Source organism: Allobosea sp. LjRoot90 (genome assembly GCF_964254315.1).
Lineage (GTDB): Bacteria > Pseudomonadota > Alphaproteobacteria > Rhizobiales > Beijerinckiaceae > Allobosea.
In genome coordinates this window covers 419643-444482 of the sequence record NZ_CAXUTF020000001.1, presented here as the reverse complement: position 1 = coordinate 444482, position 24840 = coordinate 419643, and the positions used below count along the sequence as shown (strand labels likewise).

26 protein-coding genes are annotated in these 24840 nt (G+C 66.0%); 4 read left to right on the top strand and 22 right to left on the bottom strand.

The features are described 5' to 3' along the window. Positions 1-58: 58 nt before the first annotated feature. The 4 genes from ACSQ3M_RS02145 to ACSQ3M_RS02130 form a co-directional block, all read right to left on the bottom strand. The gene (locus ACSQ3M_RS02145) at positions 59-574 is read right to left on the bottom strand and encodes a hypothetical protein (RefSeq protein WP_436148419.1); all 516 of its coding nucleotides are present in this window, start codon (positions 572-574) and stop codon (positions 59-61) included. A gap of 51 nt (positions 575-625) precedes the next feature. Further along, positions 626-1246, bottom strand: a complete 621-nt coding sequence (locus tag ACSQ3M_RS02140; RefSeq protein WP_436148418.1) for a glutathione S-transferase family protein — start codon at positions 1244-1246, stop codon at positions 626-628. Positions 1247-1410: 164 nt separating this feature from the next. Further along, positions 1411-3411: an acetyl-CoA carboxylase biotin carboxylase subunit gene (locus ACSQ3M_RS02135; RefSeq protein ID WP_436148417.1), complete on the bottom strand. Its 2001-nt coding sequence runs from the start codon at positions 3409-3411 to the stop codon at positions 1411-1413. Positions 3412-3559: 148 nt separating this feature from the next. Further along, the gene (locus ACSQ3M_RS02130) at positions 3560-4000 is read right to left on the bottom strand and encodes a hypothetical protein (protein ID WP_436148416.1); all 441 of its coding nucleotides are present in this window, start codon (positions 3998-4000) and stop codon (positions 3560-3562) included. Positions 4001-4283: 283 nt separating this feature from the next. Here ACSQ3M_RS02130 and ACSQ3M_RS02125 point away from each other — a divergent pair, with 283 nt between their 5' ends. Next, a complete protein-coding gene (locus tag ACSQ3M_RS02125) occupies positions 4284-5660 on the top strand; it encodes a M20/M25/M40 family metallo-hydrolase (protein ID WP_436148415.1) in 1377 nt (458 codons plus the stop codon). A gap of 287 nt (positions 5661-5947) precedes the next feature. Here ACSQ3M_RS02125 and ACSQ3M_RS02120 read toward each other — a convergent pair whose 3' ends face one another. From ACSQ3M_RS02120 to ACSQ3M_RS02100, 5 genes are all read right to left on the bottom strand, one after another. After that, the gene (locus ACSQ3M_RS02120; protein ID WP_436148414.1) at positions 5948-6628 is read right to left on the bottom strand and encodes an HAD-IA family hydrolase; all 681 of its coding nucleotides are present in this window, start codon (positions 6626-6628) and stop codon (positions 5948-5950) included. A gap of 67 nt (positions 6629-6695) precedes the next feature. Continuing rightward, on the bottom strand, positions 6696-7196 hold the full coding sequence (locus ACSQ3M_RS02115; protein ID WP_436148413.1) for a hypothetical protein: 501 nt from the start codon (positions 7194-7196) through the stop codon (positions 6696-6698). A gap of 108 nt (positions 7197-7304) precedes the next feature. Continuing rightward, the gene (locus tag ACSQ3M_RS02110) at positions 7305-8636 is read right to left on the bottom strand and encodes an RluA family pseudouridine synthase (protein WP_436148412.1); all 1332 of its coding nucleotides are present in this window, start codon (positions 8634-8636) and stop codon (positions 7305-7307) included. Continuing rightward, positions 8633-9016 (bottom strand): fluoride efflux transporter CrcB, encoded by a 384-nt coding sequence (crcB, locus tag ACSQ3M_RS02105; protein ID WP_436148411.1) that lies wholly within the window; start codon positions 9014-9016, stop codon positions 8633-8635. The genes ACSQ3M_RS02110 and crcB overlap by 4 nt, the downstream gene beginning before the upstream one ends. 79 nt (positions 9017-9095) lie before the next feature. Then, positions 9096-9731 carry a TetR/AcrR family transcriptional regulator gene (locus tag ACSQ3M_RS02100; RefSeq protein ID WP_436148410.1) on the bottom strand — a complete coding sequence of 212 codons (636 nt, stop codon included), beginning with the start codon at positions 9729-9731 and terminating at the stop codon, positions 9096-9098. A 101-nt stretch (positions 9732-9832) separates the two neighbouring features. Between ACSQ3M_RS02100 and ACSQ3M_RS02095 the strand changes: the two genes are divergently transcribed. Beyond that, complete coding sequence (locus ACSQ3M_RS02095; RefSeq protein ID WP_436148409.1) at positions 9833-10495, top strand: DUF998 domain-containing protein; 663 nt, start codon at positions 9833-9835, stop codon at positions 10493-10495. Between the two features lie 130 nt (positions 10496-10625). Continuing rightward, positions 10626-11942, top strand: coding sequence for a hypothetical protein (locus tag ACSQ3M_RS02090; RefSeq protein ID WP_436148408.1), 1317 nt, complete (start codon positions 10626-10628; stop codon positions 11940-11942). 148 nt (positions 11943-12090) lie between these two features. On the opposite strand, the gene ACSQ3M_RS02085 is transcribed toward ACSQ3M_RS02090, so the two are convergent. Continuing rightward, positions 12091-13398 carry a replication-associated recombination protein A gene (locus tag ACSQ3M_RS02085; RefSeq protein WP_436148407.1) on the bottom strand — a complete coding sequence of 436 codons (1308 nt, stop codon included), beginning with the start codon at positions 13396-13398 and terminating at the stop codon, positions 12091-12093. A gap of 1 nt (position 13399) precedes the next feature. After that, complete coding sequence (locus tag ACSQ3M_RS02080) at positions 13400-14830, bottom strand: DegQ family serine endoprotease (RefSeq protein WP_436148406.1); 1431 nt, start codon at positions 14828-14830, stop codon at positions 13400-13402. Positions 14831-14986: 156 nt separating this feature from the next. On the opposite strand from ACSQ3M_RS02080, the gene ACSQ3M_RS02075 reads away from it, so the two are divergent. Next, the gene (locus ACSQ3M_RS02075) at positions 14987-15406 is read left to right on the top strand and encodes a BLUF domain-containing protein (protein ID WP_436148405.1); all 420 of its coding nucleotides are present in this window, start codon (positions 14987-14989) and stop codon (positions 15404-15406) included. A gap of 3 nt (positions 15407-15409) precedes the next feature. Here the strand turns inward: ACSQ3M_RS02075 and ACSQ3M_RS02070 are convergent, their stop codons facing one another. The 11 genes from ACSQ3M_RS02070 to secY all read right to left on the bottom strand — a co-directional run bounded on the left by ACSQ3M_RS02070 (position 15410) and on the right by secY (position 24760). Continuing rightward, positions 15410-16366, bottom strand: a complete 957-nt coding sequence (locus ACSQ3M_RS02070) for a tripartite tricarboxylate transporter substrate-binding protein (RefSeq protein ID WP_436148404.1) — start codon at positions 16364-16366, stop codon at positions 15410-15412. Positions 16367-16514: 148 nt separating this feature from the next. After that, entirely contained in the window at positions 16515-17492 is a 978-nt protein-coding gene (locus ACSQ3M_RS02065; protein ID WP_436148403.1) for a CPBP family intramembrane glutamic endopeptidase, read from the bottom strand. A gap of 103 nt (positions 17493-17595) precedes the next feature. After that, positions 17596-18015, bottom strand: a complete 420-nt coding sequence (gene rplQ / locus ACSQ3M_RS02060) for a 50S ribosomal protein L17 (protein ID WP_436148402.1) — start codon at positions 18013-18015, stop codon at positions 17596-17598. Positions 18016-18128: 113 nt separating this feature from the next. Beyond that, positions 18129-19145, bottom strand: a complete 1017-nt coding sequence (locus ACSQ3M_RS02055; RefSeq protein ID WP_436148401.1) for a DNA-directed RNA polymerase subunit alpha — start codon at positions 19143-19145, stop codon at positions 18129-18131. 91 nt (positions 19146-19236) lie between these two features. Further along, positions 19237-19626 (bottom strand): 30S ribosomal protein S11, encoded by a 390-nt coding sequence (gene rpsK / locus ACSQ3M_RS02050; RefSeq protein WP_043237079.1) that lies wholly within the window; start codon positions 19624-19626, stop codon positions 19237-19239. Positions 19627-19744: 118 nt separating this feature from the next. Beyond that, entirely contained in the window at positions 19745-20113 is a 369-nt protein-coding gene (gene rpsM / locus ACSQ3M_RS02045) for a 30S ribosomal protein S13 (protein WP_436094473.1), read from the bottom strand. Between the two features lie 228 nt (positions 20114-20341). After that, positions 20342-21538, bottom strand: coding sequence for an ABC transporter substrate-binding protein (locus tag ACSQ3M_RS02040; RefSeq protein ID WP_436148400.1), 1197 nt, complete (start codon positions 21536-21538; stop codon positions 20342-20344). Positions 21539-21737: 199 nt separating this feature from the next. Then, positions 21738-22040 carry an alkylphosphonate utilization protein gene (locus tag ACSQ3M_RS02035; protein ID WP_436148399.1) on the bottom strand — a complete coding sequence of 101 codons (303 nt, stop codon included), beginning with the start codon at positions 22038-22040 and terminating at the stop codon, positions 21738-21740. A gap of 103 nt (positions 22041-22143) precedes the next feature. Further along, positions 22144-22839, bottom strand: coding sequence for a tetratricopeptide repeat protein (locus tag ACSQ3M_RS02030; protein ID WP_436148398.1), 696 nt, complete (start codon positions 22837-22839; stop codon positions 22144-22146). Then, on the bottom strand, positions 22839-23423 hold the full coding sequence (locus ACSQ3M_RS02025; RefSeq protein ID WP_436148397.1) for an adenylate kinase: 585 nt from the start codon (positions 23421-23423) through the stop codon (positions 22839-22841). Before ACSQ3M_RS02025 ends, ACSQ3M_RS02030 begins: the two co-directional genes overlap by 1 nt. After that, positions 23423-24760: a preprotein translocase subunit SecY gene (gene secY / locus ACSQ3M_RS02020; RefSeq protein ID WP_436148396.1), complete on the bottom strand. Its 1338-nt coding sequence runs from the start codon at positions 24758-24760 to the stop codon at positions 23423-23425. Before secY ends, ACSQ3M_RS02025 begins: the two co-directional genes overlap by 1 nt. Between the last annotated feature and the right edge of the window lie 80 nt (positions 24761-24840).

Below are 24840 nucleotides of genomic sequence, written 5' to 3'. Positions count from 1 at the left end.
CAGTGTCCCATCCGGCCTGAGATGCTCGGGACGAGCCCGAGCATGACGAGCCCTATTCCTACCGGATGATTTGCGGCGGCTGTGCCGGCGGACGACGCGTCTGGCGTGCTGCGAAGCGCTCGACCTCAAGCGCCCGTTCGGCAACCTCGCGCAATTCGCAGCCGGCCTGCAGCCCGGCCGAGCGCGCCGGCGGCTGGGACGCACCGTAGAAGGCGCATTTCTGGACGGCGTAGCTTTGCCAGGCGACCTGCAGCGCGGCGAACTGGCTGCGCGCCCCGGCGTCGAGCGAACGCTCCAGCGCCGCACCTGCCAGCGTCAATCGCTCGCGCCAGACCGCCTCCTCGCGCCGGGCGCAGGCGATCTCGGCCTGGGCCCGGTCGTTTGCCGAAGCGGCGCTGACACAGGGCACGGCGACGAGGCCGATGCAGCCCGGGCTCGCGGTCATTCCCTGCCGGACGCAGTTCGCCACCTGCACACGATCGCCTGACTGCACTGGGTTGGTCGGTGCCTGTGCGAGCGCAGCGATGCAGCCGAGCTGTGTCGAGACGAGGGAAATGGCAAGAAAACCGCGCATGGCGGCGATCATGACGACCAAATCGGCCGGGTCAAGCGCGCTCTGCCGCCCTCACGTGATCGGCAACGGCAGGGCCGGACCGGCCGCCGGACGCGCCGAGACATGCGCATACCAGCGTCGAATATTGGGCCAGTCCTTATGCGGCACCGGCATGTTGAGCCAGCGATGCGCGCCCGGCGCCACCGTGATGTCGGCCATGCCGAAGCGTTCGCCGGCGAGATAGCTCCGCCCTGAAAGATGGGCCTCGAGGATGTCGAGCTTGGCCTCGGCCTTGGCGATCGAGGCTTCGATCGCCGCTGGCTCGGTATAGCCCGGCGTCTTCCGGATCAGCCCCCAGAAGGCCGGTGTCATCGAAGGCTGTAGCTCGGAGAGCATCCAGTCCATCCAGCGATCGGCATCCGCTCTCTTGGCCGGATCCTCCTCCCAGATCCAGCCGGCGCCATAGCGGGCGGCGAGGTAACGCACGATGCTGCTCGACTCCCAGATGACGATCTCGCCGTCCTCCAGTGTCGGAATCTGCCCGTTCGGGTTCTTGGCGAGATAGGCCGGCTCGCGATTGCCGCCGAACTTGCCACCGATATCGATACGCTCGAAAGGCTGGCCGACCTCGCCGGCGGCCCAGACCACCTTCTGGACATTGATCGAGCTGATCCGCCCCCAGATCGTCAGCATGACATCCTCCCGTCGATCACGAGGAGCTCCTGCCCCTGTTCGTCGTCCCGGACAAGCCGCGAAGCGGCGCCGATCCGGGCCCCATTCCGAAGCTTTCCCGAGAGAGGTTCCGGAATGGGTCCCGGGTCTCCCTTCGGTCGCCCGGGACGACTGGTATGGAAAACCTACGCAAACTCCATGATGACCGCGTCTACCGCCAGCGAATCGCCTTCCTTCGCCAGGATCTTGGCGATGGTGACGTCCTTCTCGGCGCGCAGCACGTTCTCCATCTTCATCGCCTCGACCATGGCGAGCGCCTCGCCCGCCTTGACCTCCTGGCCGACGGTGACGAGCAGCGCCTTGACCAGGCCCGGCATCGGGCAGAGCAGCACCTTGCCAGTATCGGCAGCGACCTTTTCCGGCATCAACGCCGCCAGTTCCGCCTCGCGCGGCGTGTAGACATGGGCGTTGGCATAGGCGCCGGCATGGCCGAGCGCGACGCCGTTCAGGATCGACCGGACCTGCGCCGCGATGGCGACGCCGTCGAGCGTGCCGCGCCAGACCGGCTCGCCTGGGCGCCAATCGCTCATGACGGTCAGCTCACGGCCGGCAAAGGCGATCGTCACCGCCCCGCCTTGTTCCGTAACTTCGCCCTCGAACCGCTCACCGCCGAGCGAGACGATGCGGGTGCGCTCGAACTCGACCTTGCGCCAGCCCTCCATCTGCGCCGAGACATGGCGCTTGCGGGCGTTGAGCCGGTGGTCGCAGGCGATCGCGATCGCCGCCATGCGCAGCGCCACCTCGCCTTCCGGCTGCGGCAGCGAGAAGCCCTCAGGGAACTCCTCGGCGATGAATCCGGTCGAAATATTGCCCGAGATCCAGCGCGGATGCTGCATCACCGCCGCGACGAAGGGGATGTTGTGGCGGATGCCGTCGATGGCGAAGGCATCGAGCGCGCGCGCCTGCGCCTTGATCGCCGCCTCGCGCGTCGGCGCATGCGTCACCAGCTTGGCGATCATCGGGTCGTAATAGATCGAGATCTCGCCGCCTTCGAACACGCCGGTGTCGTTGCGCACGGTCGCGTCGCCATCCGGCCCCTCGCTCGGCGGGCGATAGGTCACGAGGCGGCCGGTCGAGGGCAAGAAGTTGCGGGTCGGATCCTCGGCGTAGACGCGGGATTCCACGGCCCAGCCGTTGAGCTTCACGTCGCTCTGGCCGATCGCGAGCTTCTCGCCAAAGGCGACGCGGATCATCTGCTCGACCAGGTCGATGCCGGTGATCATCTCCGTCACCGGATGCTCGACCTGCAAGCGCGTGTTCATCTCGAGGAAATAGAACGACTTGTCCTGGCCGGCGACGAACTCGACCGTGCCGGCGCTGTCATAGTTCACCGCCTTGGCGAGCGCGACGGCCTGCTCGCCCATCTTGCGGCGCGTCGCCTCGTCGAGCAGCGGCGACGGCGCCTCCTCGAGCACCTTCTGGTTGCGGCGCTGGATCGAGCATTCGCGCTCGCCGAGATAGATGACGTTGCCGTGCTTGTCGCCCAGCACCTGAATCTCGATATGGCGCGGGTCGACGATGAATTTCTCGACGAAGACGCGGTCGTCGCCGAAGGAGGACGCCGCTTCCGATTTGGAGCGGGCAAAGCTTTCCGCCACCTCGCCGGCGGAATGGGCGATGCGCATGCCCTTGCCGCCGCCACCGGCCGACGCCTTGATCATCACGGGATAGCCGATCTCGTCGGCGATGGTCACGGCGTGTTCGGGGGTCTCGATGACGCCGAGATAGCCCGGCACCGTCGAGACCTTGGCGGCGGCCGCCGCCTTCTTCGATTCGATCTTGTCGCCCATCGCGGCGATCGCGCCCGGATTGGGGCCGATGAAGACGATGCCGTTCTCCTTCAGCGCCTTGGCAAACGCCTCGCGCTCGGAGAGGAAGCCGTAGCCGGGGTGGACAGCTTCCGCCCCGGTCTGCTTGCAGGCGGCGATGATCTTGTCGATCTGGAGATAGGATTCGGCGGCGGGCGCGGCGCCGATATGCACGGCCTCGTCGGCCATCTCGACATGCAGCGCGTCGCGATCGGCATCGGAATAGACCGCCACCGTCTTGATGCCCATGCGCTGGGCCGTCTTGATGACGCGGCAGGCGATCTCGCCACGGTTCGCGATCAGAATCTTCGAGAACATGCGTGGCTTCCCCCAGACCCGGTGCCTTCACTGTGCAGTGCGGGATTTACGGGAGGCAAGCGCATCCGTCCACTGATGCGAAAGTTTTGTAACGTGCGCAAACGCCCGGCGGCAGCCGGGCGCAGGCGCTCCGTTCTGTCAGGCGGCGTCAGCTCGCAAGCAGCACACGCTGCGCAGTGAAGCCGAGCGGCAGCCGAGCATCGGCCTTGCGCAGGGCAAAGCTGACCAGCGCCTCGTCGCAGATCTCGGCTTCACGCACCACCTCGAAGGCGATCTTCTGCGCCAGCGGCGTCGGGCCCTGCCCCGCCGAAAGCGTCGTCACCAGCCAGTGCGCCTTGTCGCGATCGATCTTGCCGGTCGGGCGGCTTTCCCAGACCGAGAAGTCGACGCAGAACGCCAGCAGCACATCGGCGAAGAGCGGCGATTTGTCGGCGACAGCGCGGTCGAGCGCCACCAGCACGTCAATGATGTCGCGAGTCAGCACGACCTCGTGCAAGATTTCGCGCTGAAGAACTCGGACGTCTTCATCGTCGATCGCGTGCTTGTCCATCACGCGATCGACGAATTCACGAAGTTCATGGCCGATCATTGTTCAACCCCTGTCCGACGTTGTTTTGTGTCGGTTTGTCCCTGTCGTATGAAGACGATGCGCCGGGCCCGTGATCAGGTGGTTAACACGCAAATCTGAACGCGCGTTCAGGTTAAACGGCTCTGATCGGACGTGGTTGCGAGGATGTTACTAGCGCAGCCGCTGCCCCCCGCGCCCTCAGGCGCGCTTCCGGGCTGCGTCTGGAGCATTGGACGAACTCGCGCAGAGCATCGTAACGACTCTGCCGTGATCCCGATCCTCATCTCAGGCAGGTAGCGCGACCATGGCTTCTCCCGACACGCTGGCTGCGGTTTTCGAGCATATCGATGCCAACCGAAGCGCCTTTCTCGATCGCCTGATCGCCTATCTGCGCCACCCCAGCATCAGCGCCGAGAACATCGGCATCGCCGAGGTCGGTGCGCTGCTGGTCGAGATGCTGACGGAGATCGGGCTGGAGACGAGCCTGGTGCCGACGCAGGGGCATCCCATGGTCGTCGCGCGCTGGGAGAAGGCGCCGGGCAAGCCCACCGTGCTGCTCTACGGCCATTACGATGTGCAACCGCCCGACCCGCTCGAAAAATGGACTTCGCCGCCCTTCGAGCCGACGATCCGTGACGGCCGCATCTATGCGCGCGGCGTCGGCGACAATAAGGGCCAGCATTTCGCCCAGATCCTCGCGATCGAATCCCATCTCAGGGTGCATGGCACGCTGCCCTGCAACGTCATCCTGTTGCTGGAAGGCGAGGAGGAGATCGGCAGCCCGAACATCGCCGGCTTCGTGCGCGCCAACAAGGCGATGCTCAGGGCCGATCTCGCCGTCACCGCCGACGGGCCGCGTCATGTCAGCGGGGCGGCTGCGATCAAGTTCGGTTCGCGCGGCGTGGTTTCCTTCGAGCTGCGTTGCCGCCATGCCGTCCGCGACGTGCATTCCGGCAATTTCGGCGGCATCGTGCCGAACCCGATCTGGACCCTGGTCCATCTGCTCGGAACCATGAAGAATGCCGCCGGCGAGATCACCATTGCCGGCCTCCACGACGATATCGAAGCGCCGACACAGGAGGAACTCGCCGCGATCGAGCGCCTGCCGCTCGACATCGAAGCGGTGAAGCACAGCCTCGGCCTGGTCAGGCTCGATGCGCCGGCCGACCGGCCCTTCTATGAGCGCCTCTGCTTCCGCCCGACGCTGACCATCAACGGCTTCCACGGCGGCTATGGCGGTCCCGGCACCAAGACGGTCCTGCCCAATGAAGCCTTCGTGAAATGCGACATCCGCCTGGTCGATGCGCAGGATCCGCAGGACATCCTGCGCAACGTCGCGGCGCATGTGGCGCAGCACGCGCCGGAGGTCGAGTTCGTCGCGGCCGATATGGGCATGCAGCCCTCGAAGACGCCGATCGCCTCGCCCTTCACCGCCCCGCTACGCCGGGCTTTCGTCGCCGCGCAGGGCGAGGAACCGCTGCTGATTCCGGCCGGTTTCGGGAGCCTGCCCGGCTATGTCTTCACCAAGATCCTCGGCATTCCCGCCTTCGTCACGCCCTACGCCAATCCCGACGAGGCCAACCATGCGCCAAACGAGAACCTGACGCTCGACTGCTTCTACAGCGGGCTTCGCACCGGCGCGGCGCTGTTGCACGAGCTCGGCCAGCTCGAGGCGCCCTGAGGGGTGAATCCGTCTCTTACTTTTGGAAAGGGACTGTTTTGCCGATCAGCTCGCGATGCAAGCTGATTGGGGCGAGCTCTCGGGAGGCGGGGCAATCGCATTTAGATTTTTTGAGCCCTCATCCTGAGGAGCGGACCACAGGTCCGCGTCTCGAAGGATCCTCCAGATGGTTCCGGAACCTCCTGGAGCATCCTTCGAGACGCCATTCCTGATGGAATGGCTCCTCAGGATGAGGGCTCACGGGACAAATGCGACAGCCCTGCTCGGGGGGCGTTCCGTCCGCCCCCTCAGGCTGGTTCTGCTAGCGCCAGCCTGTCGATGATGCCGGTCAGCTCCGCGCAGTTCTCGATCACATGTCGCGCTCCGGCCGCCCGCAATGCAGCGACCGGCTGGAACCCCCAGGAGACCGCCACAGGAGTCACCCCGGCCGCCACCGCCATCTCCATGTCGAACGTGCTGTCGCCAACCATCAGCGTCCGTTCCGGCGTAGCGCCGGTCTCAGCCATCGCCCGCAGGATCATCTCCGGATGCGGCTTCGAGATCGCATCGTCAGCGGTCTGGGTCGTTGCGAACAGGCTGGCCCAGCCATGGTGGTCGATGGCGTAGTCCGCCCCGCGCCGCGACTTGCCGGTGGCGACGCCGAGCAGCGTCTGCGGCCGCTGCGACAGCGTCGTCAGCAGCTCGGCGACGCCCGGAAAGAGCGGCTCGGCCAAAGACGGATCGGTCTCCGCCTGCTGCCGCATGCCATTGAAGACGTCCCTGTAGGTCTGCGTCAGCACGTCGTCCGGCTCGGTAAGCCCCGCGACCCGCATCAGCGCGATGTCGAGCGTCAGCCCGATGACACCGAGGCCGGCCTCGCGACCGGGATGGACACGGCCGCAACGCGCGAAGGTCTCGTATTGGGCACCGAGAATGATCGCTTCGGAATCGATCAGCGTGCCGTCCAAGTCGAAGATAATGAGGTCCATGCCGGCGCTCTACAGGAGATGGCGGGGTGCCGCCATCTCCGCCGGCGCAAGGCCCTCATGCAGCGCCTCAGCCCTCGCCGCGATTGCGGGCGCAGCTGGAAAGCGCGGCGCGCAGTTCGTCTCCGTCGAGCCCCTTGCCACGCGCTTCCTTGCGGCATTCGGCGCGCTGGGCGAGGTCCGGCCGCTTGCCGTTGAAGCAGGCGACCAGCGACGCCGTCCGCTCGGCTCCTTTGAGTCCGCTTGCATCGGCCTCCTGCTTGCAGGCCGCCCGTGCCGTCACGGCTGTCGGCTTGCCGTCGCGGGTCAGCCCGTCGCTGGCATAGAGCTTCACACCCGGGAAGCGCTCCTGCAGGCAGTCGCGCATGGCGCGGCGCAGATCGTCGCCCGAGAGCGCGATGTTCTCGGCATAGCAGTCGCGCCGAGCTTCGGCGCGGGCAGCGCGCGGCACCGGCTCATCGGCCGTTGCAGCGGCTAGTTGCGGGACGGCCGGCGCCGGCTGCGCCTGGGCAAAAGCCGTGGAGGAGAAAGACAGAACGAGACCGGCGGCAAGCAGGGAAATGCGCAACATGGAAAGCCTCCCGTGATGGATATTCACAGGAACAAACTTAGAACATAACGCGTTTTGTTCCGCAAGTGTTCTTACGTCAGGTCACGCAACCTGCTGTTGCGAGCCGTCCTACTCGTCCGGCGCGTCGACGATCGGGTCGTAAGGCGCGTCCTCGAATCCGAGCAGGTTCCAGCTCTGGCGCATATGCGGTGGCAGCGGCGCGCTGACGTCGATCGTGCCCTTGCCGCGCGGATGCGGCAGCACGATCCGCCGCGCGAGCAGATGCAGCTTGTTCTGGATGCCGCCGGGCAATTCCCAGTTCTGGATGTTGAAGTATTTGGGATCGCCGACGATCGGATGGCCGATATGGGCGGCGTGCGCGCGCAATTGGTGAGTGCGGCCGGTCACTGGCTTGAGCGAGAGCCAGCCGAGCTTCTGCGCCGCGGTCTCGACCACGGCGTAATAGGTGACGGCATGCATGGCGCCCTCCCCGCCATGCTCGGCGATCGCCATGCGCTGGTCGCCGTCATAGGCCTCCTCGCGGGCGAGATAAGTCGAGATGCGGCCCTGGCGCACGCGCGGCACGCCGGCGACCAGCGCCCAGTAGACTTTTCGGGCCGAGCGCGAGCGGAAGGTCTTGGCCAGCGTCGCCGCGGCGAAGCGCGACTTGGCGATGACGAGGCAGCCAGCCGTGTCCTTGTCGAGCCGGTGCACGAGGCGCGGCTTCTGCCCGTCCTTGCCGGTGAGCGCATCGAGCATGCCGTCGACATGACGCGTCGTGCCGGAACCGCCCTGCACAGCCAGGCCCGCCGGCTTGTTGAGGACGATGACGTCGTCGTCCTCATAGAGCGTGATCGAGCGCAGGAAGCCGATCGTGTCGCCATCGGCCTTGGCCGAGCGCGGCCGCTCTGCCGCCTGCTCGAGCTTGAGCGGCGGGATGCGCACGGTCTGGCCGGCCTCGAGCCGGTCCTTGCTGTCGGCGCGCTTGCCGTTGACGCGCAGTTCGCCCTTCCGGACGATGCGCTGGATATGGCTGAACGAGAGCTGCGGGAAGCGCGCCTCGAGGAAGCGGTCGATCCGCATCTCGTTCTCGTCCGGCGTCACCACGAGCTGCTGCACACCGGTCGAGAGCACCTCGGCGGTCACCGCCTTGACCTCGGCGCGCGTCGGCGCATCCGTGATCGGCGGCTTGCGCGGTGCGGGCTTGCGCGGTGCAGGCGTGCGCGGACCTGCGGCCCTCGGCGTCGGATGATGTGGTTTCGGGTCGCGCGTCGGCTCGGTGCGCACGACCTCTTCCTCTGCCGGACGCGGCCTGGCTCGGGCCGAGCGGCGCGCGTCATGGCTCGGGCGCTTGCCCTTCGGCGCGCCGGAGGCGGGCGGCCTGCCGCCGCGCTTGGGGCCGTTGCCTCGCGGAGGAGCTCCAGCTCCCTTGCCGCCGGTTCCCTTACTGCCGGTTCTCATGTCAGCCCCCGCACAATGGATAGTCCCGCGACCAGCGCCGCGAGCGAGAGGACGACCGAGCCGAGCACATAGAGCGCGGCCGGCAGCGCCTCGCCTCGCTCCCAGAGCAGCATCGCGTCGAGCGAGAAGGCCGAGAAAGTGGTGAAGCCGCCGAGGACCCCGGTGGCGAGGAAGAGCCGCGCATTCTGCGTCCAGCCCTCGCCGGCCTTGAAGGCTAGGAAGCCGGCGACCAGCCCCATCACGCCGGAACCGAGGATGTTGATCGCCAGCGTCCCATAGGGGAACGAGGCGCCGAGCCATTTCAGCGAGACGACGTTGACGCCGTGCCGGAGCACGCCGCCGATGCCGGCGCCGAGGAAGACGAGAGCGGTGGAAAGCATTGCTGAGGCATAGAGCGCCGCGCCAGCGCGCACAAACGAAATCCGCTGCGGATATGTCCGTTTCGGCCTGATCTGCCCCTTACTTGGCCGCCTCCGTGCCGTAACCCCGCAGGAAGGCATCGACCGCAGCCTCTGCATAGCGGGCGAGTTCGGCCGGATCGCTGTCGCAATTGCCGCTGAACATGGCGCGGTTCACGGGTATCCAGAGCACCAGCCCGGCGAAATGGTCCGCCGCCAGCAAGGGATCGTCCATCCGCAATCGCCCATTCGCGGCATAGCGCTGGAAGGCGCCTGACAGCGTCTGGAGCACCCTGCCGAAGCCGCTGGTGAACCAGCCCTGCCCGACCTCGGGAAAGCGCTCGGCATTGGCGATCACCAGCCGCCGCAGGCGCAGCAGGTCCGGCTGCATCAGCGCGGTCAGGAACTTGCTGGCGAGCCGCCCTAACCCCTCCCTCGGATCGTCGGAGGCGGCAAGCTCATCGGCCACCAGCTTTAGCAACCCGTCGATATCGTCCGTGGTCGCCGCGACGATCTCGGCGTAGAGCCGCTCCTTATCGGCGAAATAGCGGTAGAGCGTCGGCTTCGACACGCCGGCCAGCGCCGCGACCTCGTCCATGGTCGTCCCGTCATAGCCCTTGCTCAGGAACAGGCTCGTCGCCGCTTCGAGGACGGTACCGCGCTTGCGCTCGGATCGGTCGAGAGTGGCTTGCGACATGGCGCGGCTCCTCCGGGCTTGACAGAGTGAACGAAACTACACAGTTTAGTTGTACTAAACCGTTCAGTTTCACTCTACCCCTTGCGCTCATGGAGAGCCAGATGAAAACCGCATCGTCGCAGCCGCTCGACCGCGCCCTGCTCGCCTGCGGGGTGGCGACCGCCCCCGTGTTCTACCTTATCGCTGCGCTGCAGCTGGCGCTCAGGCCGGACTACGACATCCGCACCCAACCGATCAGCTTTCTCGCTTTCGGCGAGCTCGGCTGGATCCAGGTCGCGAACTTCCTGGTGACCGGCGCCCTGGCACTCGCCGGCGCGATCGGCCTGCGCCGAGCCCTGCGCGGCCAGCGCGGCGGCGGCGCGGGACCCATCCTCGCCGGCCTTTACGGTCTCGGCATGATCGGCGCCGGCCTGTTCGGGCCCGATCCACTCCCCGCCCCCGGCCAGGCGCCGCAGATGAGTGTCACGGGCGCCTTGCACATGGTGGCGTTCCTCGTCTCATTCCTGTCGCTGATCGCCGCCTGCTTCGTCCTGGCGCGCCGGTTCGGCGCCGTCGGCAGGCGCGGCTGGGCGATCTACAGCATCGCCACCGCCCTGCTCGCTCCGGCGCTCGTCGCTGTTGGCATCGCAAACCCGTCCCTCGCCGGATTGATCATGGCCGGCGCCGGCCTCGTGCTCTTCGGCTGGTTCTCTCTGGTTGCGTTCGAGATTCGCGGCGAACGCTCGGCCTCCCGATCGCTCTCATCCGACGCCGCTGCGGCCTGACCTGCCAGCGCTCTCGTGGCCTGCGGTTATCCGCAGGCCACACCGACAAGAACGGGCACCGCCATGCCCAGTCTCTGCGGCGCGATTGACTTGCCACCTCCGCGACCGGCAGAAACGCCGGGACATAGGGGTGATCATTGCGCTGATGGCATGCGGTTCCGAACTGGGAGGCGAGCGTACCCGCGCAGCGTTCTGGCGCGCGGCCTTGCCTGTCGGCCTCGTGCTGCTCTCGCAAACCGCCCTCGCCACGCCGGCACGGTTACCGCCCCGCCCGGCACAGGCTCCGAGCTTCGCCCGCGCCTGCACCATCGAGCTGCCCGAGACTCCGCCGATCTTCGCCAGTAAAGGAGCAACTGCGGCGGCCAAGGATGACGCGGACGACGACAGCGACGAGGAAGAGGACGACGACCCGCCGCAGCGCGGCCTCATCCTGCCCGGCTCGGCCACTTGCCTCTCGATCACCGGCACGGTCAGCGCCGGCATGCAGCGCGATTCCTACCGGGCCTCACGCCTCGGCCCGCCGCCGCCTTCCGACGCGACGTCCTTCTCGGTCAGCGCCGCCTTCCGCATCGCGACTTCGCATGAGCTTTCGTCGGGGCTGCGCATCGGCACCGCCTTTGGCTTCACCCTGTACAGCCCGGTCGACGGCGTCAGCGAGAACTCGATCGACGAGGCGACGATCCTGATCGGCCCCTGGACTTTCGGGCTCGATGCCTCGCGCTTCTCGTTCTGGACCGGTGACGAGTTCATCTTCTCGACACGCGTCCCCTCCCGCACCGTCGGCGTGATCGCGCTCGAATTGCCGCTGACCGAGAGCTGGACAGCGACACTCGCCCTCGAGGACCCGGCACTCGGCAACAGCTCCTCGACCGCGCCGGTCGGGACCGGCCGGCGGATACCGGATGCCATCGGTCGGCTGGTCTATGCGCAAGGCGGCTGGACCGTGCATGGTGCGATGGCGCTACGCGAGATCCCCGGCACGCCGTCGCGCTTCGGCCGGGCCGGCATCATCGGCGCGACCTATGAAGGCGAGGTGTTCGGGCATGGCTGGAACCTGACCGCCCAGCTTGCCGGCGCGATCGACGGTGCGCCCTATATCGGCTCGCAGCTCGATGCCCGCACCGTCAGCCGCGTGCTGCTGGCGAGCGATGCCACGCGCGGCTTCTCCGCGCTCGTCTCGGGCCGCTACGAATGGACCGAGCAGATCGCCAGCAACGCTTATCTCAGCCGCTATTGGCTGGAGGTGCCGCTGCCGGGCCAAATCCGCGGCGAAGTCAGGATCGACCGCCTAGCCGCCAATCTGGTCTGGACCCCGGTCGAGGGCTTCAAGGCCGGGATCGAAAGCTCGATCGCCTGGGCGAAGATCGCATTGACCGGCCGCGAAATTCCGATCGGCCTGGCCGGGCGGCAGATCTCGACGCAGGTTTTCATCGAGCGGAGTTTCTGAGCCGAATGCTTCGGCCGCATCCCGACGTCATTCTCGGGCGGAGCGAAGCGCAGACCCGAGAATCTCAGGACGAGAAGGAGTTGATCAGAGCCCCGCGCGGCCTGAGATGCTCGGGTCAAGCCCGAGCATGACGCAAGCTGAGCGCGTCCTACTCCCCGCGCTCCTGCCGCAGCTTCTCCCAGTACTCCAGCCGCTTCCTGATCTCGCGCTCGAAGCCGCGCTCGGGCGGGTCGTAGAAGCGCTGGCGGCCGAGCGCGTCCGGCCAATAGTTCTGGCCGGAGAAGGCGTCGGGCGCGTCATGGTCGTAAGCGTAATCGGCGCCGTAGCCCTCGCTCTTCATCAGCTTGGTCGGCGCATTCAGGATGGTCTTGGGCGGCGTCAGCGAGCCGTGTTCTTTGGCGGTGCGCATTGCCGCCTTGTAGGCGACATAGGCCGCGTTCGATTTCGGCGCGGTGGCGAGGTAGATCACCGTGTTGGCCAGCGCGAGCTCGCCTTCGGGCGAGCCAAGCTGCTCATAGGTCTCGGCCGCGGCGCGGGCATGCACCAGCGCCTGCGGGTCGGCGAGGCCGATGTCCTCGACCGCCATGCGCACCAGCCGTCGCGCCAGGAAGCGCGGATCCTCGCCAGCGTCGAGCATGCGGGCGAAATAGTAGAGGGCGGCATCCGGATCGGAGCCGCGGATCGTCTTGTGCAGGGCCGAGATCAGGTTGTAGTGGCCGTCCTGCGCCTTGTCGTAGATCGGCGCGCGGCGCTGGATCACCTCGCTCAGGCCCGCCTCGTCGAAGATCTCGTCCGGCTTGGCGGCGCGCCAGGTCTCCTCGGCCAGGGTCAGCACCGCCCGCCCATCGCCATCGGCGAACCGCACCAGCGCGAGGCGCGCTTCCGGCGTCAGCGGCAATTCGCGATGCTCCAGCGCTTCGGCCCGGCCGAGCAGAAAGAGCAGAGCGCCCTCGTCGAGCGCCTTGAAGGTCAGGACGCGGGCGCGCGACAGGAGCGCGGCATTGAGCGCGAAGGACGGGTTCTCGGTGGTGGCGCCGACCAGCGTGATCGTGCCGTCCTCCATCACCGGCAGGAAGGCGTCCTGCTGGGCCCGGTTGAAGCGGTGGATCTCGTCGACAAACAGCAAGGTGCCCTTGCCACCAAGCCGGCGGCCGCGCGCAGCATCGAAGGCTTTCTTCAGATCGGCGACACCGGAGAAGATCGCGCTGATCTGCTCGAAGCCGAGATCGGTCTGCCCCGCGAGCAGGCGCGCCACCGTCGTCTTGCCGGTGCCGGGCGGCCCCCAGAAGATCAGGCTGCCGAGCGAGCTCGAGGCGATCAACCGGCTCAGCACGCCGTCAGGGCCGGTCAGATGATCCTGGCCGGCGACCTCGCCGAGCGTCGTCGGCCGCACCCGGTCCGCGAGCGGACGTGGACCGGACTTGTCGAGGCCTGATGCAGAGAAGAGGTCGCTCACCTCACCCGCCGAATGTCGAGGTCACCGTCTGGCCGCCCCGCGAGATCGTCACCTCCCAGGAGCGCTTGCGCTCGCGCGTCGCCAGTTCAATGTCGCGCGAGGCGTTGATGCGCTCGCCATTGATCGCGAGGATGAGATCGCCCTTGCGGAAGCCGACGCGGGCGGCCGCGCTGTTGTCCTCGACCTCGCTGACGACGACGCCCTCGGCCGACAGGTCGATCGAGAGTTCCTCAGCGACGACCGGCGACAGGTTCAGCACGGTCAGGCCGGTGAAGGGCGAGCGGCCGGCGACCTTGACCGGCTCGCGCGGCCGCGTCTCCGGCGCCGGCGTCAGTTTGACGGGAATCGTAATGCGCTTGCCGCCACGCAACACGGTGAGTTGCGTCGTGCCGCCGATCGGCCTTGTGGCGAAGCGGTAACCGAAGCTCTCGGGATCGTCGACGCCGACGCCGTCGACGGCGAGGATCACATCCGAGCGCTTGAGGCCGCCCTCCGCCGCCGGCCCCGACTCGACCACGCTGGCGACGACCGAACCGGCCGGCCGGTCGAGCCCGAGCCCGTCGGCAACGTCCTGGGTCAGCGCCTGCAACCGCGCCCCGAACCAGGCTCGGCGTACGGTCGACGCCCCCGCCTTGGCGCTTTCCATGACGACGCGGACCATGGCCGATGGAATGGCAAAGCCGATGCCGACGCTGCCCCCCGACTTCGAGAAGATCGCGGTGTTGATGCCGGTGAGCCGGCCCTGCATGTCGACCAGCGCGCCGCCGGAATTGCCGGGATTGATCGCGGCATCCGTCTGGATGAAGGACTGGGCGTCGCCGACACCGACCTGGGTGCGGGCCAGCGCCGAGATGATGCCCTGCGTCACCGTCTGGCCAACGCCGAACGGGTTGCCAATCGCCAGGACGAGGTCGCCGATCTGCAGCGCATCGGAATCGCCGATGTCGATCGCAGCGAGATCCTTGACGCCCTTGAGCTTGAGCACGGCGAGATCGGTGCGCGGATCGCGCAACAGGATCATCGCTTCGAACTCGCGCTTGTCGGCAAGCGCGACCTTGACCTCGGTCATGCCCTCGATGACGTGATTATTGGTGACCACCAGCCCACCGGCATCGACGATCACGCCCGAGCCGAGCGAACGCTGCACCTGCTCGCGCGGCAGGCCGAAGCCGCCATCGCCAAAGAAACGGCGAAAGAACGGGTCGTCCATGAACGGGTTCTGCGGCCGCCGCTCGACGCGGGCGCCATAGACGTTGACGACCGAAGGGGCCGTCTTCTGCACCACCGGCGCGAAAGACAGCGTGATCTGCTGGCGTGCCTCGGGCACCTGCCGGGTCTGCGCCAGCGCCGGCATGAACGAGCCCACGGACAGTCCCAGACCGAGGGTCAAGGCGATGAAATGATCTCGATTCGGCATGATGGAACGGCGCATGCCGATCTCCTTCGTGAAACAAAAACCCCGCCTTGGACGTTCAGTTCCTGAACCAGCCCCTCGCGGCAACATCCCGGATAGTCCTGGAAACACGCTTTGCGTGATCCTGTCCCGGGCCGAAAAACTCCCCGCCCCGCCCTTGAAAGGAGCAACGACGTGAGCCTCGTGCGCCTTGTTTATGCCAGCCGCAGCCTTCTCGTCGAGAAGGATCGGCGCGTCGAGCTGGCGCGCATCATCGAGACGGCGCGGCGGCTGAATGCGCAAAATCAACTGACCGGTTTCCTGATGGCAACGCCGGGCGGATTTGCCCAGATCATCGAAGGCGAGATCGGCAATATCGAAGAGACCTATGGCCGGATCATGGTCGATCCGCGCCATGACGATCTGCGTCTGCTGACGCAGGAGCCTGTCGATCGGCGGCGCTTCGACGGCTGGACGATGGCCTTCGCCGAGCGGGACGAGACCACCGCGTTCATTTTCGGGCTCTATGGCGTCTCGCCGGAAGCCGAAATCTTCGAGCAGCCGCTCGATCTACTGCTCGATCTCGCCGACGAACTCGCCAATGCTCGGGCCTGAAACCTACTTCGCGTCGCTGAGCAACACCTTGTACTTCTCGATCTCGACCGGAAGCATCTTGGCGACGAACTCCGGCGACATCTCGTCCTTCTCAGGGAGCACGGACGAGAGTTCCTTGAAGCGCCCATGCAGCCTCTCGCTGGCGAGCGCCGTCCGTAGCGCCTCGTTCAGCCTGTCGATCACCGGCTGCGGCGTGCCCTTCGGCGCAAAGATCGCGTTCCAGCCCTGGGCCTGGAAGGCCGGCAGGCCAGCCTCGGCGGAGGTCGGCACATCCGGCAGGCTCGGCAGGCGTTGCGGCGTCGCCACCACCAACGCCTTGACCTTGTTGCCCTGGACGGCGCCGGAGAGCGAGGTCGCGGCATCGCAGACACCGTCGATCTGCCCGCCCATCAGATCGTTCAGCGCCGGTCCCGCGCCGCGATAGCTCACCAGCGCCACGTCGAGCCCGGACGCCTTGAGGAAATTGCGGCAGATCAGATAGTTCGAGGAGCCGACGCCGGCATGGCCAAGACTGATCTTGCCGGGGTTTGCCTTGGCGTAGGCGAGGAACTCCTTGAGATCCTTGGCCGGGAAGTCGAGCTTCAGCGCGATCATCGGCGAGGTCTTGGCGACGAGGCCGATCGGCGCGAAATCGGCCGGCGTGTACTTCAAGTCGTTGTAGATCGTGTAGGAGGCGGCATTGGTGCCGCTGTTGCCGATCACGATGGTATAGCCGTCGGGCTCGGCTCGCGCCGCCCGCGTCAGTGCGGTCGCACCGCCCGCCCCGCCCATGTTCTCCATGACGATGCGCTGGCCGAGAATGCGGCTCATCTCATCGCCGACAAGGCGCGCGATCACGTCGGAGGAGCCGCCGGCGGCGAACGGCACGAGCATGTTGATCGGCTTCGACGGATATTTGTCCTGGGCTTGCGCCGGCAGGACGGCGATGGCGGCCAGCACGGCCAGAGCGACGCGCTTCATGTGAATTCCTCTCTTTGCCGGACTTGTTTCATGAAGGGCGTTGCACCGTCCTGCCCGGTTTGGAACGACGCTAACATCGGCCTGACGCAGCGAAAAGCGCGAGTGGGCGCAACAATTTCTCGCAGCAATCGCGGCCGCGCACCCGCCGCTACGGCAACGATCGCAGCCTGAGTGGAGGTGCACGATGCAGGAGTAGGACCTGCGTAACGCCCACGATCAGAACACCCGTCAGGCCGAACATGATCGCCTGTGACACGGTCCAGTTCGGATCCAGTACGGAGCGCCCCATAAACAACGCGGCGCTGTCTAGGCCCGGTTCATAGGAGAACAGCATGACCGCACCAATATTATTGGCGAAATGAGCGCCCATTGCCGCCGCCAGATTGCCGCTCGCCATGAGTAGGCAGGTCATGCTCAGCGAGAGGCCAAGGATGATGAACAGACCGGCCAGATTCATCGCTGTCGAAGCTCCGCTTTGCCAGTGCCCGAGCGTGAACAACACAGTTGGCAAGCCAAGCCAGATCAGTGGCGTCGCGAAGCGTGCCGCCAGCACCTGGTGAAGATAACCTCGAAAGAGGACTTCCTCGGCCGAGCTTTGCAGAAATAGGCTGATGAGGAGCAGTGGTGCCGCCGCCAGCCATCCAGACAGGCTCACACTACCACGAACGATGGTCGGATCGATGAGCAGGGAGATCGGCCCGAGCACGGAACCGACGACCAGCGCGACGAGGGTGCTTCTCGCGAAATCCGACCAATACAAGCGGCGTTCAATGCCGAGCAGGCCACGGAACGGCCGCCTATGAACGATTTTCACGGCCAGCCAGACAGCCAGCCATAGCGACGCGATCGACAATAGCACGACGAAGGGCCAAATCCGATCGGCGGTCAGTTCTGTCAGATCGACGAGATCGAAGACGCCGGCGAAGCTCCCCGGCCTAATCCCCTCGCGGACCAAAATGAAGGCTTCAGCGGCATATATGAAGGCAAACGATATGCCGAACCAGACGATGGCGATGATCGCCACCGCGAGAACGATGCGCCAGAGGGTGTTCTTCCCATTGCGAGCAGCATCGACATAGGCGGCAAAACGGCTCTCTCGCATCGGGATATCCAGCCTCGAATCCACGCGTATGCGTATATCCTTCAAAGCCTCGGCAAGTCAGGTCCCGACCAGCAAAAAGGGCGGCCCGAAGACCGCCCTTTTAAAAAATGCTTGATGCCGGTGAGGCTCAGGCCGCCTGCTCGTCATCCGCGGTGAAGACCGGGCCGGAATCCTTGCCCTTGGCGTCGACGTCGCGATCGACGAACTCGATGACCGCGAGCGGGGCGTTGTCACCGAAGCGGAAGCCCGCCTTCATGATGCGCAGATAGCCGCCATTGCGCTCCTTGTAGCGCGGGCCGAGCACGGCGAAGAGCTTGCCGACGATGGCGACGTCCTTAATCTGGGCGATCGCCTGGCGGCGGGCATGCAGGTCGCCGCGCTTGCCGAGCGTGATCAGCTTCTCGACGACCGGACGCAAGTCCTTGGCCTTCGGCAGCGTGGTGGTGATCTGCTCGTGCTTGATCAGGGCCTGGGCCATGTTGGCGAACATCGCCTGGCGATGCTCGACAGTGCGGTTGAAACGGCGACCGCGAAATCCGTGACGCATGTTTGGCTCCTTCGTTGCTTACGGCCGCCGTGCCACGGTACGGCCGTCCTTTATGCTCCGGCGTGTTTCACGCCGTGCGGGGATGGCGCGGGAAGCGGTCCCGCGCCGGGGTCTCAGTAGTGCTCTTCGAAGCGCTTCGCCAGCTCTTCGATATTCTCCGGCGGCCAGCCCTGCACGTCCATGCCGAGATGGAGGCCCATGGTGGCGAGCACTTCCTTGATCTCGTTCAGCGACTTGCGGCCGAAGTTCGGGGTGCGCAGCATCTCGCCCTCCGACTTCTGGATCAAGTCGCCAATGTAGACGATGTTGTCGTTCTTCAGGCAGTTCGCCGAGCGGACGGACAGCTCGAGCTCGTCGACCTTCTTGAGCAGGGCCGGGTTGAACGGCAGCTGCGGTGCGGTCGAGACGGCCTCTTCCTTGCGCGGCTCTTCGAAGGTGATGAAGACGGCAAGCTGGTCCTGCAGGATGCGGGCGGCAAGCGCCAGCGCGTCCTCAGGGGTGACCGAGCCGTTGGTCTCGATCTGCAGGGTCAGCATGTCGCGATCGAGGTTCTGGCCCTCGCGGGTGTTCTCGACGCGATAGGAGACCTTCTTGACCGGCGAGTAGAGGCTGTCGACCGGGATCAGGCCGATCGGCGCGTCCTCGGGACGGTTCTGCTCGGAGGGGACATAGCCCTTGCCGGTGTTGACCGTGAACTCCATCCGGATTTCGGAGCCCTCGTCGAGCGTGCAGAGCACGAGCTCGGGGTTGAGGATCGAGACGTCGCCGATGGTGTTGATGTCGCCGGCGGTGACGGTGCCCGGGCCGGTCTTGCGCAGGGTCATGCGCTTGGGACCCTCGCCCTGCATCCTGATGGCGACCGCCTTGATGTTCAGGACGATGTCGGTGACGTCCTCGCGGACGCCCGGGATCGAGGAGAACTCATGCAGCACGCCGTCGATCTGGACGGCAGTGACGGCCGCGCCCTGGAGCGAGGAGAGCAGCACGCGGCGCAGCGCGTTGCCGAGCGTCATGCCGAAGCCACGCTCGAGCGGACGCGCAATCACGGTGGCCTGACGCTTCGGGTCGTCTCCGACCTTGATTTCGAGCTTGTTAGGCTTGGACAGATCCTGCCAATTCTTGCTGATCACGACCGCACTCCTGGTGATTCAATAATGGCGGCGGCGGGCCGCCCCGTACCGGCGTCCGCCCCTGCGGACGCCGCTTCGATCCGGCTAAGGCTCAGACGCGGCGACGCTTGCGCGGCCGGCAGCCATTGTGCGGGATCGGCGTCACGTCGCGGATCGAGGTGACGGTGAAACCGGCGGCCTGCAGCGCGCGCAGCGCCGATTCGCGGCCCGAACCCGGACCGGTGACCTCGACCTCGAGGGTGCGCATGCCATGCTCGGCAGCCTTGCGGGCTGCGTCCTCGGCCGCGACCTGGGCGGCATAGGGGGTCGACTTGCGCGAACCCTTGAAGCCCATCGTGCCGGCCGACGACCACGAGATCGTGTTGCCCTGCGCGTCGGTGATGGTGATCATGGTGTTGTTGAACGAGGCGTTCACATGCGCGACGCCGGAAACGATGTTCTTGCGTTCGCGACGACGGACGCGCTGGGCTTCCTTGGCCATAGTCTCTTCTTCCATCCTTCAGGCGCGCCCGTGATGCCAGGCGCTGGGGATATCGCCGGCCCGCGAGCGGACCAGGCGACGTAAAATGCGGCGGGCCGGTTGTCCGGCCCGCCGAAACTCACTTCTTCTTGCCGGCGATCGGCTTCGCCTTGCCCTTGCGGGTACGGGCGTTGGTGTGGGTACGCTGGCCGCGCACCGGCAGCGAGCGGCGATGGCGCAGACCGCGATAGCAGCCGAGGTCCATCAGGCGCTTGATGTTCATCGAGACTTCGCGACGCAGATCGCCCTCGACGAGATAGTCGCGGTCGATCGTCTCGCGGATCTGGAGAACCTCGGCGTCGGTCAGCTGGTTGACCCGGCGCTCGGCGGCGATGCCGACCTTGGTGCAGATTTCCTGCGCCTTGGCCGAACCGATGCCGTGAATGTACTGCAGACCGATGACGACGCGCTTGCCGGTCGGAATGTTGACGCCCGCGATACGAGCCATGTTCTTCACCTCTCCATTGCGGCCGCGACGCGAGGCGCCACGACAATGACAAGAACTCCGCGTCCGGTGGAGGCCGGCCCTTGCGGAGCATTTGAACCCAGTCCACGCGAGAACGCGACGTCGACCCTTCTTGCGAAGGCATCGGCATCGCTCATCTGAAACCGGATTGCGCGCTGGTAGTCGGTTGGGCGCGCCCTGTCAAGCCGGGCATGCCCAACCGGACTTGCGTCACTTCTTGACCAGCGGGCACTTGCTCTGCGACAGCGGCGCGATGATCTCGGCCGCCGGGATCTTGCGGACGACCTTGAAATAGTCCCAGGGCGCCTTCGACTCCGACGGGGCCTTGGCCTCGACCAGCAGCATGTCGTTCATCAGCCGGCCGTCCTCGCGGACCTTGGCGCCCTGCGCATAGAAATCCTCGACCGGCAGTTCCTTCATCTTGGCTGCGACCGCCGGACCCGCCGCTGTGCCGGCCGCCTTCACCGCCTTGAGATAGTGCAGCACCGAGGAATAGACGCTGGCCTGGATCATGCCCGGCATCCTCTTGGTGCGCGCCATATAGCGATCCGCCCAGGCGCGGCTCGGCTTGTCGGCGTCGTGGTAATAGGCGGTGGTGGTGATCAGCCCCTTGGCCTTGTCGAGCCCGAGCCCGTGCACGTCGCTCAGCACCACGACCATGGCCGCGAGCTTCTGGCCGCCGTCGACGAGGCCGAACTCGCCGGCCTGCTTGATCGAGTTGATCGTGTCGGTGCCGGCATTGGCGAAAGCGACGATCTTGGCCTTGGAGGCCTGCGCCTGCAGCAGGAAGGACGAGAAGTCGGGCGTCGACAGCGGCGCGCGCACGGTGCCGAGCGTCTTGCCGCCATTGGCCGCGACGATCGATTCGATATCGGCGGTGAGCTGGTGGCCGAAAGCGTAGTCGGCGGCGATGATGTACCAGCTGTCGCCGCCCTCGCGCAGGACCGACAGCGCCGTGCCCTTGGCCGTGGTCGCCGTGTCGAAGGTCCACATGAAGCCGGTGGCCATGCAGTCCTCGTTGAAGAGCCGTGTCGTCGCCGGCCCATTGTAGAGCGCGACTTTCTGCTTTTCCTTCGCGATCCCGGCGACCGCGAGCGCGACTGCCGAATTGGTCAGGTCGGCGATCGCCGTGACGCCGTCGACGTCATACCAGCGCCGCGCAAAACCGGCCGCGATGTCGGGCTTGTTCTGATGGTCGGCGGCGACGATCTCGATCGGCTTGCCCAGCACCGAGCCGCCGAAATCCTCGATCGCGAGCTTCGCCGCCTCGACCGAGCCGAGCCCGCCGAATTCGGCATAGTTGCCCGACTGGTCGTTGAGGATGCCGATCTTGACCGCCTCCTGCGCCCGCGCGGTCGATGCGGCCGCAAGCAGCGCAGCCGCCACAAGGCAAGCAATCCGTTTCATGCCATCCTCCCGGTCTCCGGCCGGTCGGCTGGCCGGTGATGGCGTACGCCACCAGCCTTGGCTGCCGCCGCTGCCGTGTCTTGGCCGTTATCGGCCTCAGCCGAGTTCAGTGCCCGGAAGGAGATGTGTCAATTGCGGGAGTGGCGCAGGAAATCGCGCCTGCGCCGGCCTAAATGTGCACCGTTGCCGGGGATGACCCTCAACGCTTGCGCACGAACTCCGTGCGCAGCACCAGGCCCTTGATGCTCTCATGGCGGCAATCGATCTCCTCGGGATTGCCCGTCAATCGGATCGACCTGATCACCGTGCCTTGCTTCAGGGTCTGGTTGGCACCCTTGACCTTGAGATCCTTGATCAGCGTCACCGCGTCGCCATCAGCGAGGATGTTGCCGGCAGAATCGCGAGCCTCGGGCTTGAGCGCTGCTGCCGCAGCGACCTCTGCCGCCGGGCGCCATTCGCCGGTCGCCTCGTCATAGACGTAGTCGTCATCGCCGTCGGCCATGGGCACCTCGATTGAACTGAAGGTGCCTCGTAGAGCGAGTGCGTGCCGACATGTAAAGAGCCTTGCCCGAAAAGCGGCTCATTCATTGCCGGCGTCGCAGCCGTCAGCATTTCGCGTCCCGAGCCAGAACCTTGAGATCATTGAGCAGCGCAGCGGGCGGCGACTTGCTCCTGGCCGTACTTAAAGCCTCGCAGGCCTTGGCCGGTTGGCCCGTCTGCACATAGGCGAAGCCGAGGTTGTTCCAATGGACAGCTGTCGCGGCCGGATGACGAACCACGATTTCGAGCATCGGCAATGCGCGGCCGGGCTGGCGCTGAATCAGAAGATGGCGCGCGTAGTCCGCCAGGATCGCTTCATCGTTGGGCTTCAGGCGTAGCGCCAACGCGAAAAGCTCCTCCGCATAAGCGTGATCACTAAAGCGGCTTGACGCGATGACGGCGAAACCATGGTAGGCTTCCGACGCTTCTGGCTTCAGCAGGTAGATTTGGTTGTAGCGCCTTGCCGCCAAAGCAAAGTCCCCTGAGGCAAGTGCCAGGGCGGCGAGCTGAGCTCCCCTTTGCACGCCCCTCTCTCGGCCAACTTGCGCTTCTATGCTAGCGACAAACGCTCGATCGGTTTCCAGCTGGTCTGCAGTTTTCGCCCGAAAGCCGAAGAACGGCATCTCGTTGATCGGCGCGTCGTAGCTGCGCTTGGTGACCGAAATCCCGGGAGCTACGAGCACCGTCTCGGCTGCGGCCTGCGCCGCAGCGGCCAGCCAGATCAGAAGCGCAAACCACAGCTGCGGCCCGCGCCCGATCATCACCTGGCTTCCAGCGCCTGCTCGATCGCCCCAGTGACCTGGTCGATCGGCTGCATGCCGTCGATCGGCGTGAGCTGGCCGCGCTTGTCGTAATAGGGCGCAACGATCGCGGTATCGCGGTTATAGGCATCGAGCCGGGTCTTGAAGACCTCCGGGTCGTCGTCCTTGCGCACCGGCTGGCCGGCGGCCTTGGCCTCCTCGGCGCGGCGCACGATCCGATCGACGAGCTTGGTCTGGTCGACCTTCAACTCCAGCACCTTGTCGAGCTTCAGCCCCTTCTCAGCGAGCATGGCGTCGAGCGCCTCGGCCTGCGCCAGGGTGCGCGGGAAACCGTCGAGGATGAAGCCCTTCTTCGCATCAGGCTCCTCGATGCGGTCGGCGACGATGCCGATGACGATCTCATCCGAGACCAGTCCGCCGGAATCCATCACCGTCTTAGCCTTGAGGCCGACCGGGGTGCCGGCGGCTACCGCCGCGCGCAGCATGTCGCCGGTCGAGAGCTGCGGAATGCCGTGCTTTGCGACGATCCGCGTCGCCTGAGTGCCCTTGCCCGCCCCAGGCGGCCCCAGGAAAATCAGCCTCATCAGCGCCTTGCCCCCCTCAACTTCGCCTTCTTGACCAGGCCCTCATACTGATGGGCCAGGAGATGGCCGTGGACTTGAGCCACGGTGTCCATCGTCGTCGTCACCACGATCAGCAGCGAGGTGCCGCCGAGCAGGATGATCGGAATCTGGGCATAGGTGATCATGAACTCGGGGATCAAGCAGACGATAGTCAAATAGGCGGCGCCGAGCACGGTGATGCGGGTCAGCACGCGGTCGATATGTTCGGCGGTGCGCTCGCCCGGCCGGATGCCCGGCATGAAGCCACCATGCTTCTTGAGGTTGTCCGCGGTCTCGACCGGATTGAACACGATCGCGGTGTAGAAGAAGCAGAAGAAGATGATCAGCGCCGCATAGAGGAACATGAACAGCGGCCGGCCATGCGCCAGATAGGTCGCGAGCGTCGACAGGATGCCGGTGCCGCCCGAGGCTTGGCTAAAGCTCGCGATCGTCGTCGGCAGCAGCAGCAACGAGGAGGCAAAGATCGGCGGGATCACGCCGGCGGTGTTCAGCTTCAGCGGCAGGAACGAGGTCTGGCCCTCATACATGCGGTTGCCGACCTGGCGCTTGGGATAGTTGATCAGCAGGCGCCGCTGGGCCCGCTCGACGAAGACCACGAAGGCGATGACGCAGACCGCCATGATCAGCACCAGCAGCAGCAGGCCGGTCGAGACGGCGCCCTGGCGGCCGAGCTCGAGCGTCTGAGCCAGCTGCGCCGGGAACTCGGCGATGATGCCGGCGAAGATGATCATCGAGGTGCCGTTGCCGATGCCGCGGCTGGTGATCTGCTCGCCGAGCCAGAGCAGGAACATGGTGCCGCCGACCAGCGTGATCGTGGTCGAGACCAGGAAGAACGGCCCCGGTTCGAGCACGAGATTGCCCGAACCCTGCAGGCCGACGCCGATGCCCCAGGCCTGGAACAGCGCCAGCACCAGCGTCAGATAGCGCGTGTACTGGTTGAGAATCTTGCGACCCGCCTCGCCTTCCTTCTTCAGCGCCTCGAACGTCGGCACGACGCTGGAGAGCAGCTGGACGATGATCGAGGCCGAGATATACGGCATGATCGCCAGCGCGAAGATCGCGAGCCGGCCGACCGCGCCGCCCGAAAACATGTTGAACAGGCCGAGTACGCCGGACTGGCTCTGCTTGAACAGGTCGGCGACGGCCTCCGGGTTCATGCCGGGCAACGGGATATAGGTGCCGAGCCGGTAGACGATCAGCGCCCCAAGCGTGAACCAGATCCGCTTCTTCAGCTCGTCCGCCTTGGCGAAGGCGCTGAAGTTGAGGTTTGAAGCAAGCTGTTCAGCCGCCGATGCCATGCGTCCGGTCCTTGGGTAATGGGTCAGACAGTCGAACGGCGGCCAAGGCTTCTGGCCCGGCCGCCGTTCGCGCTAGTCAT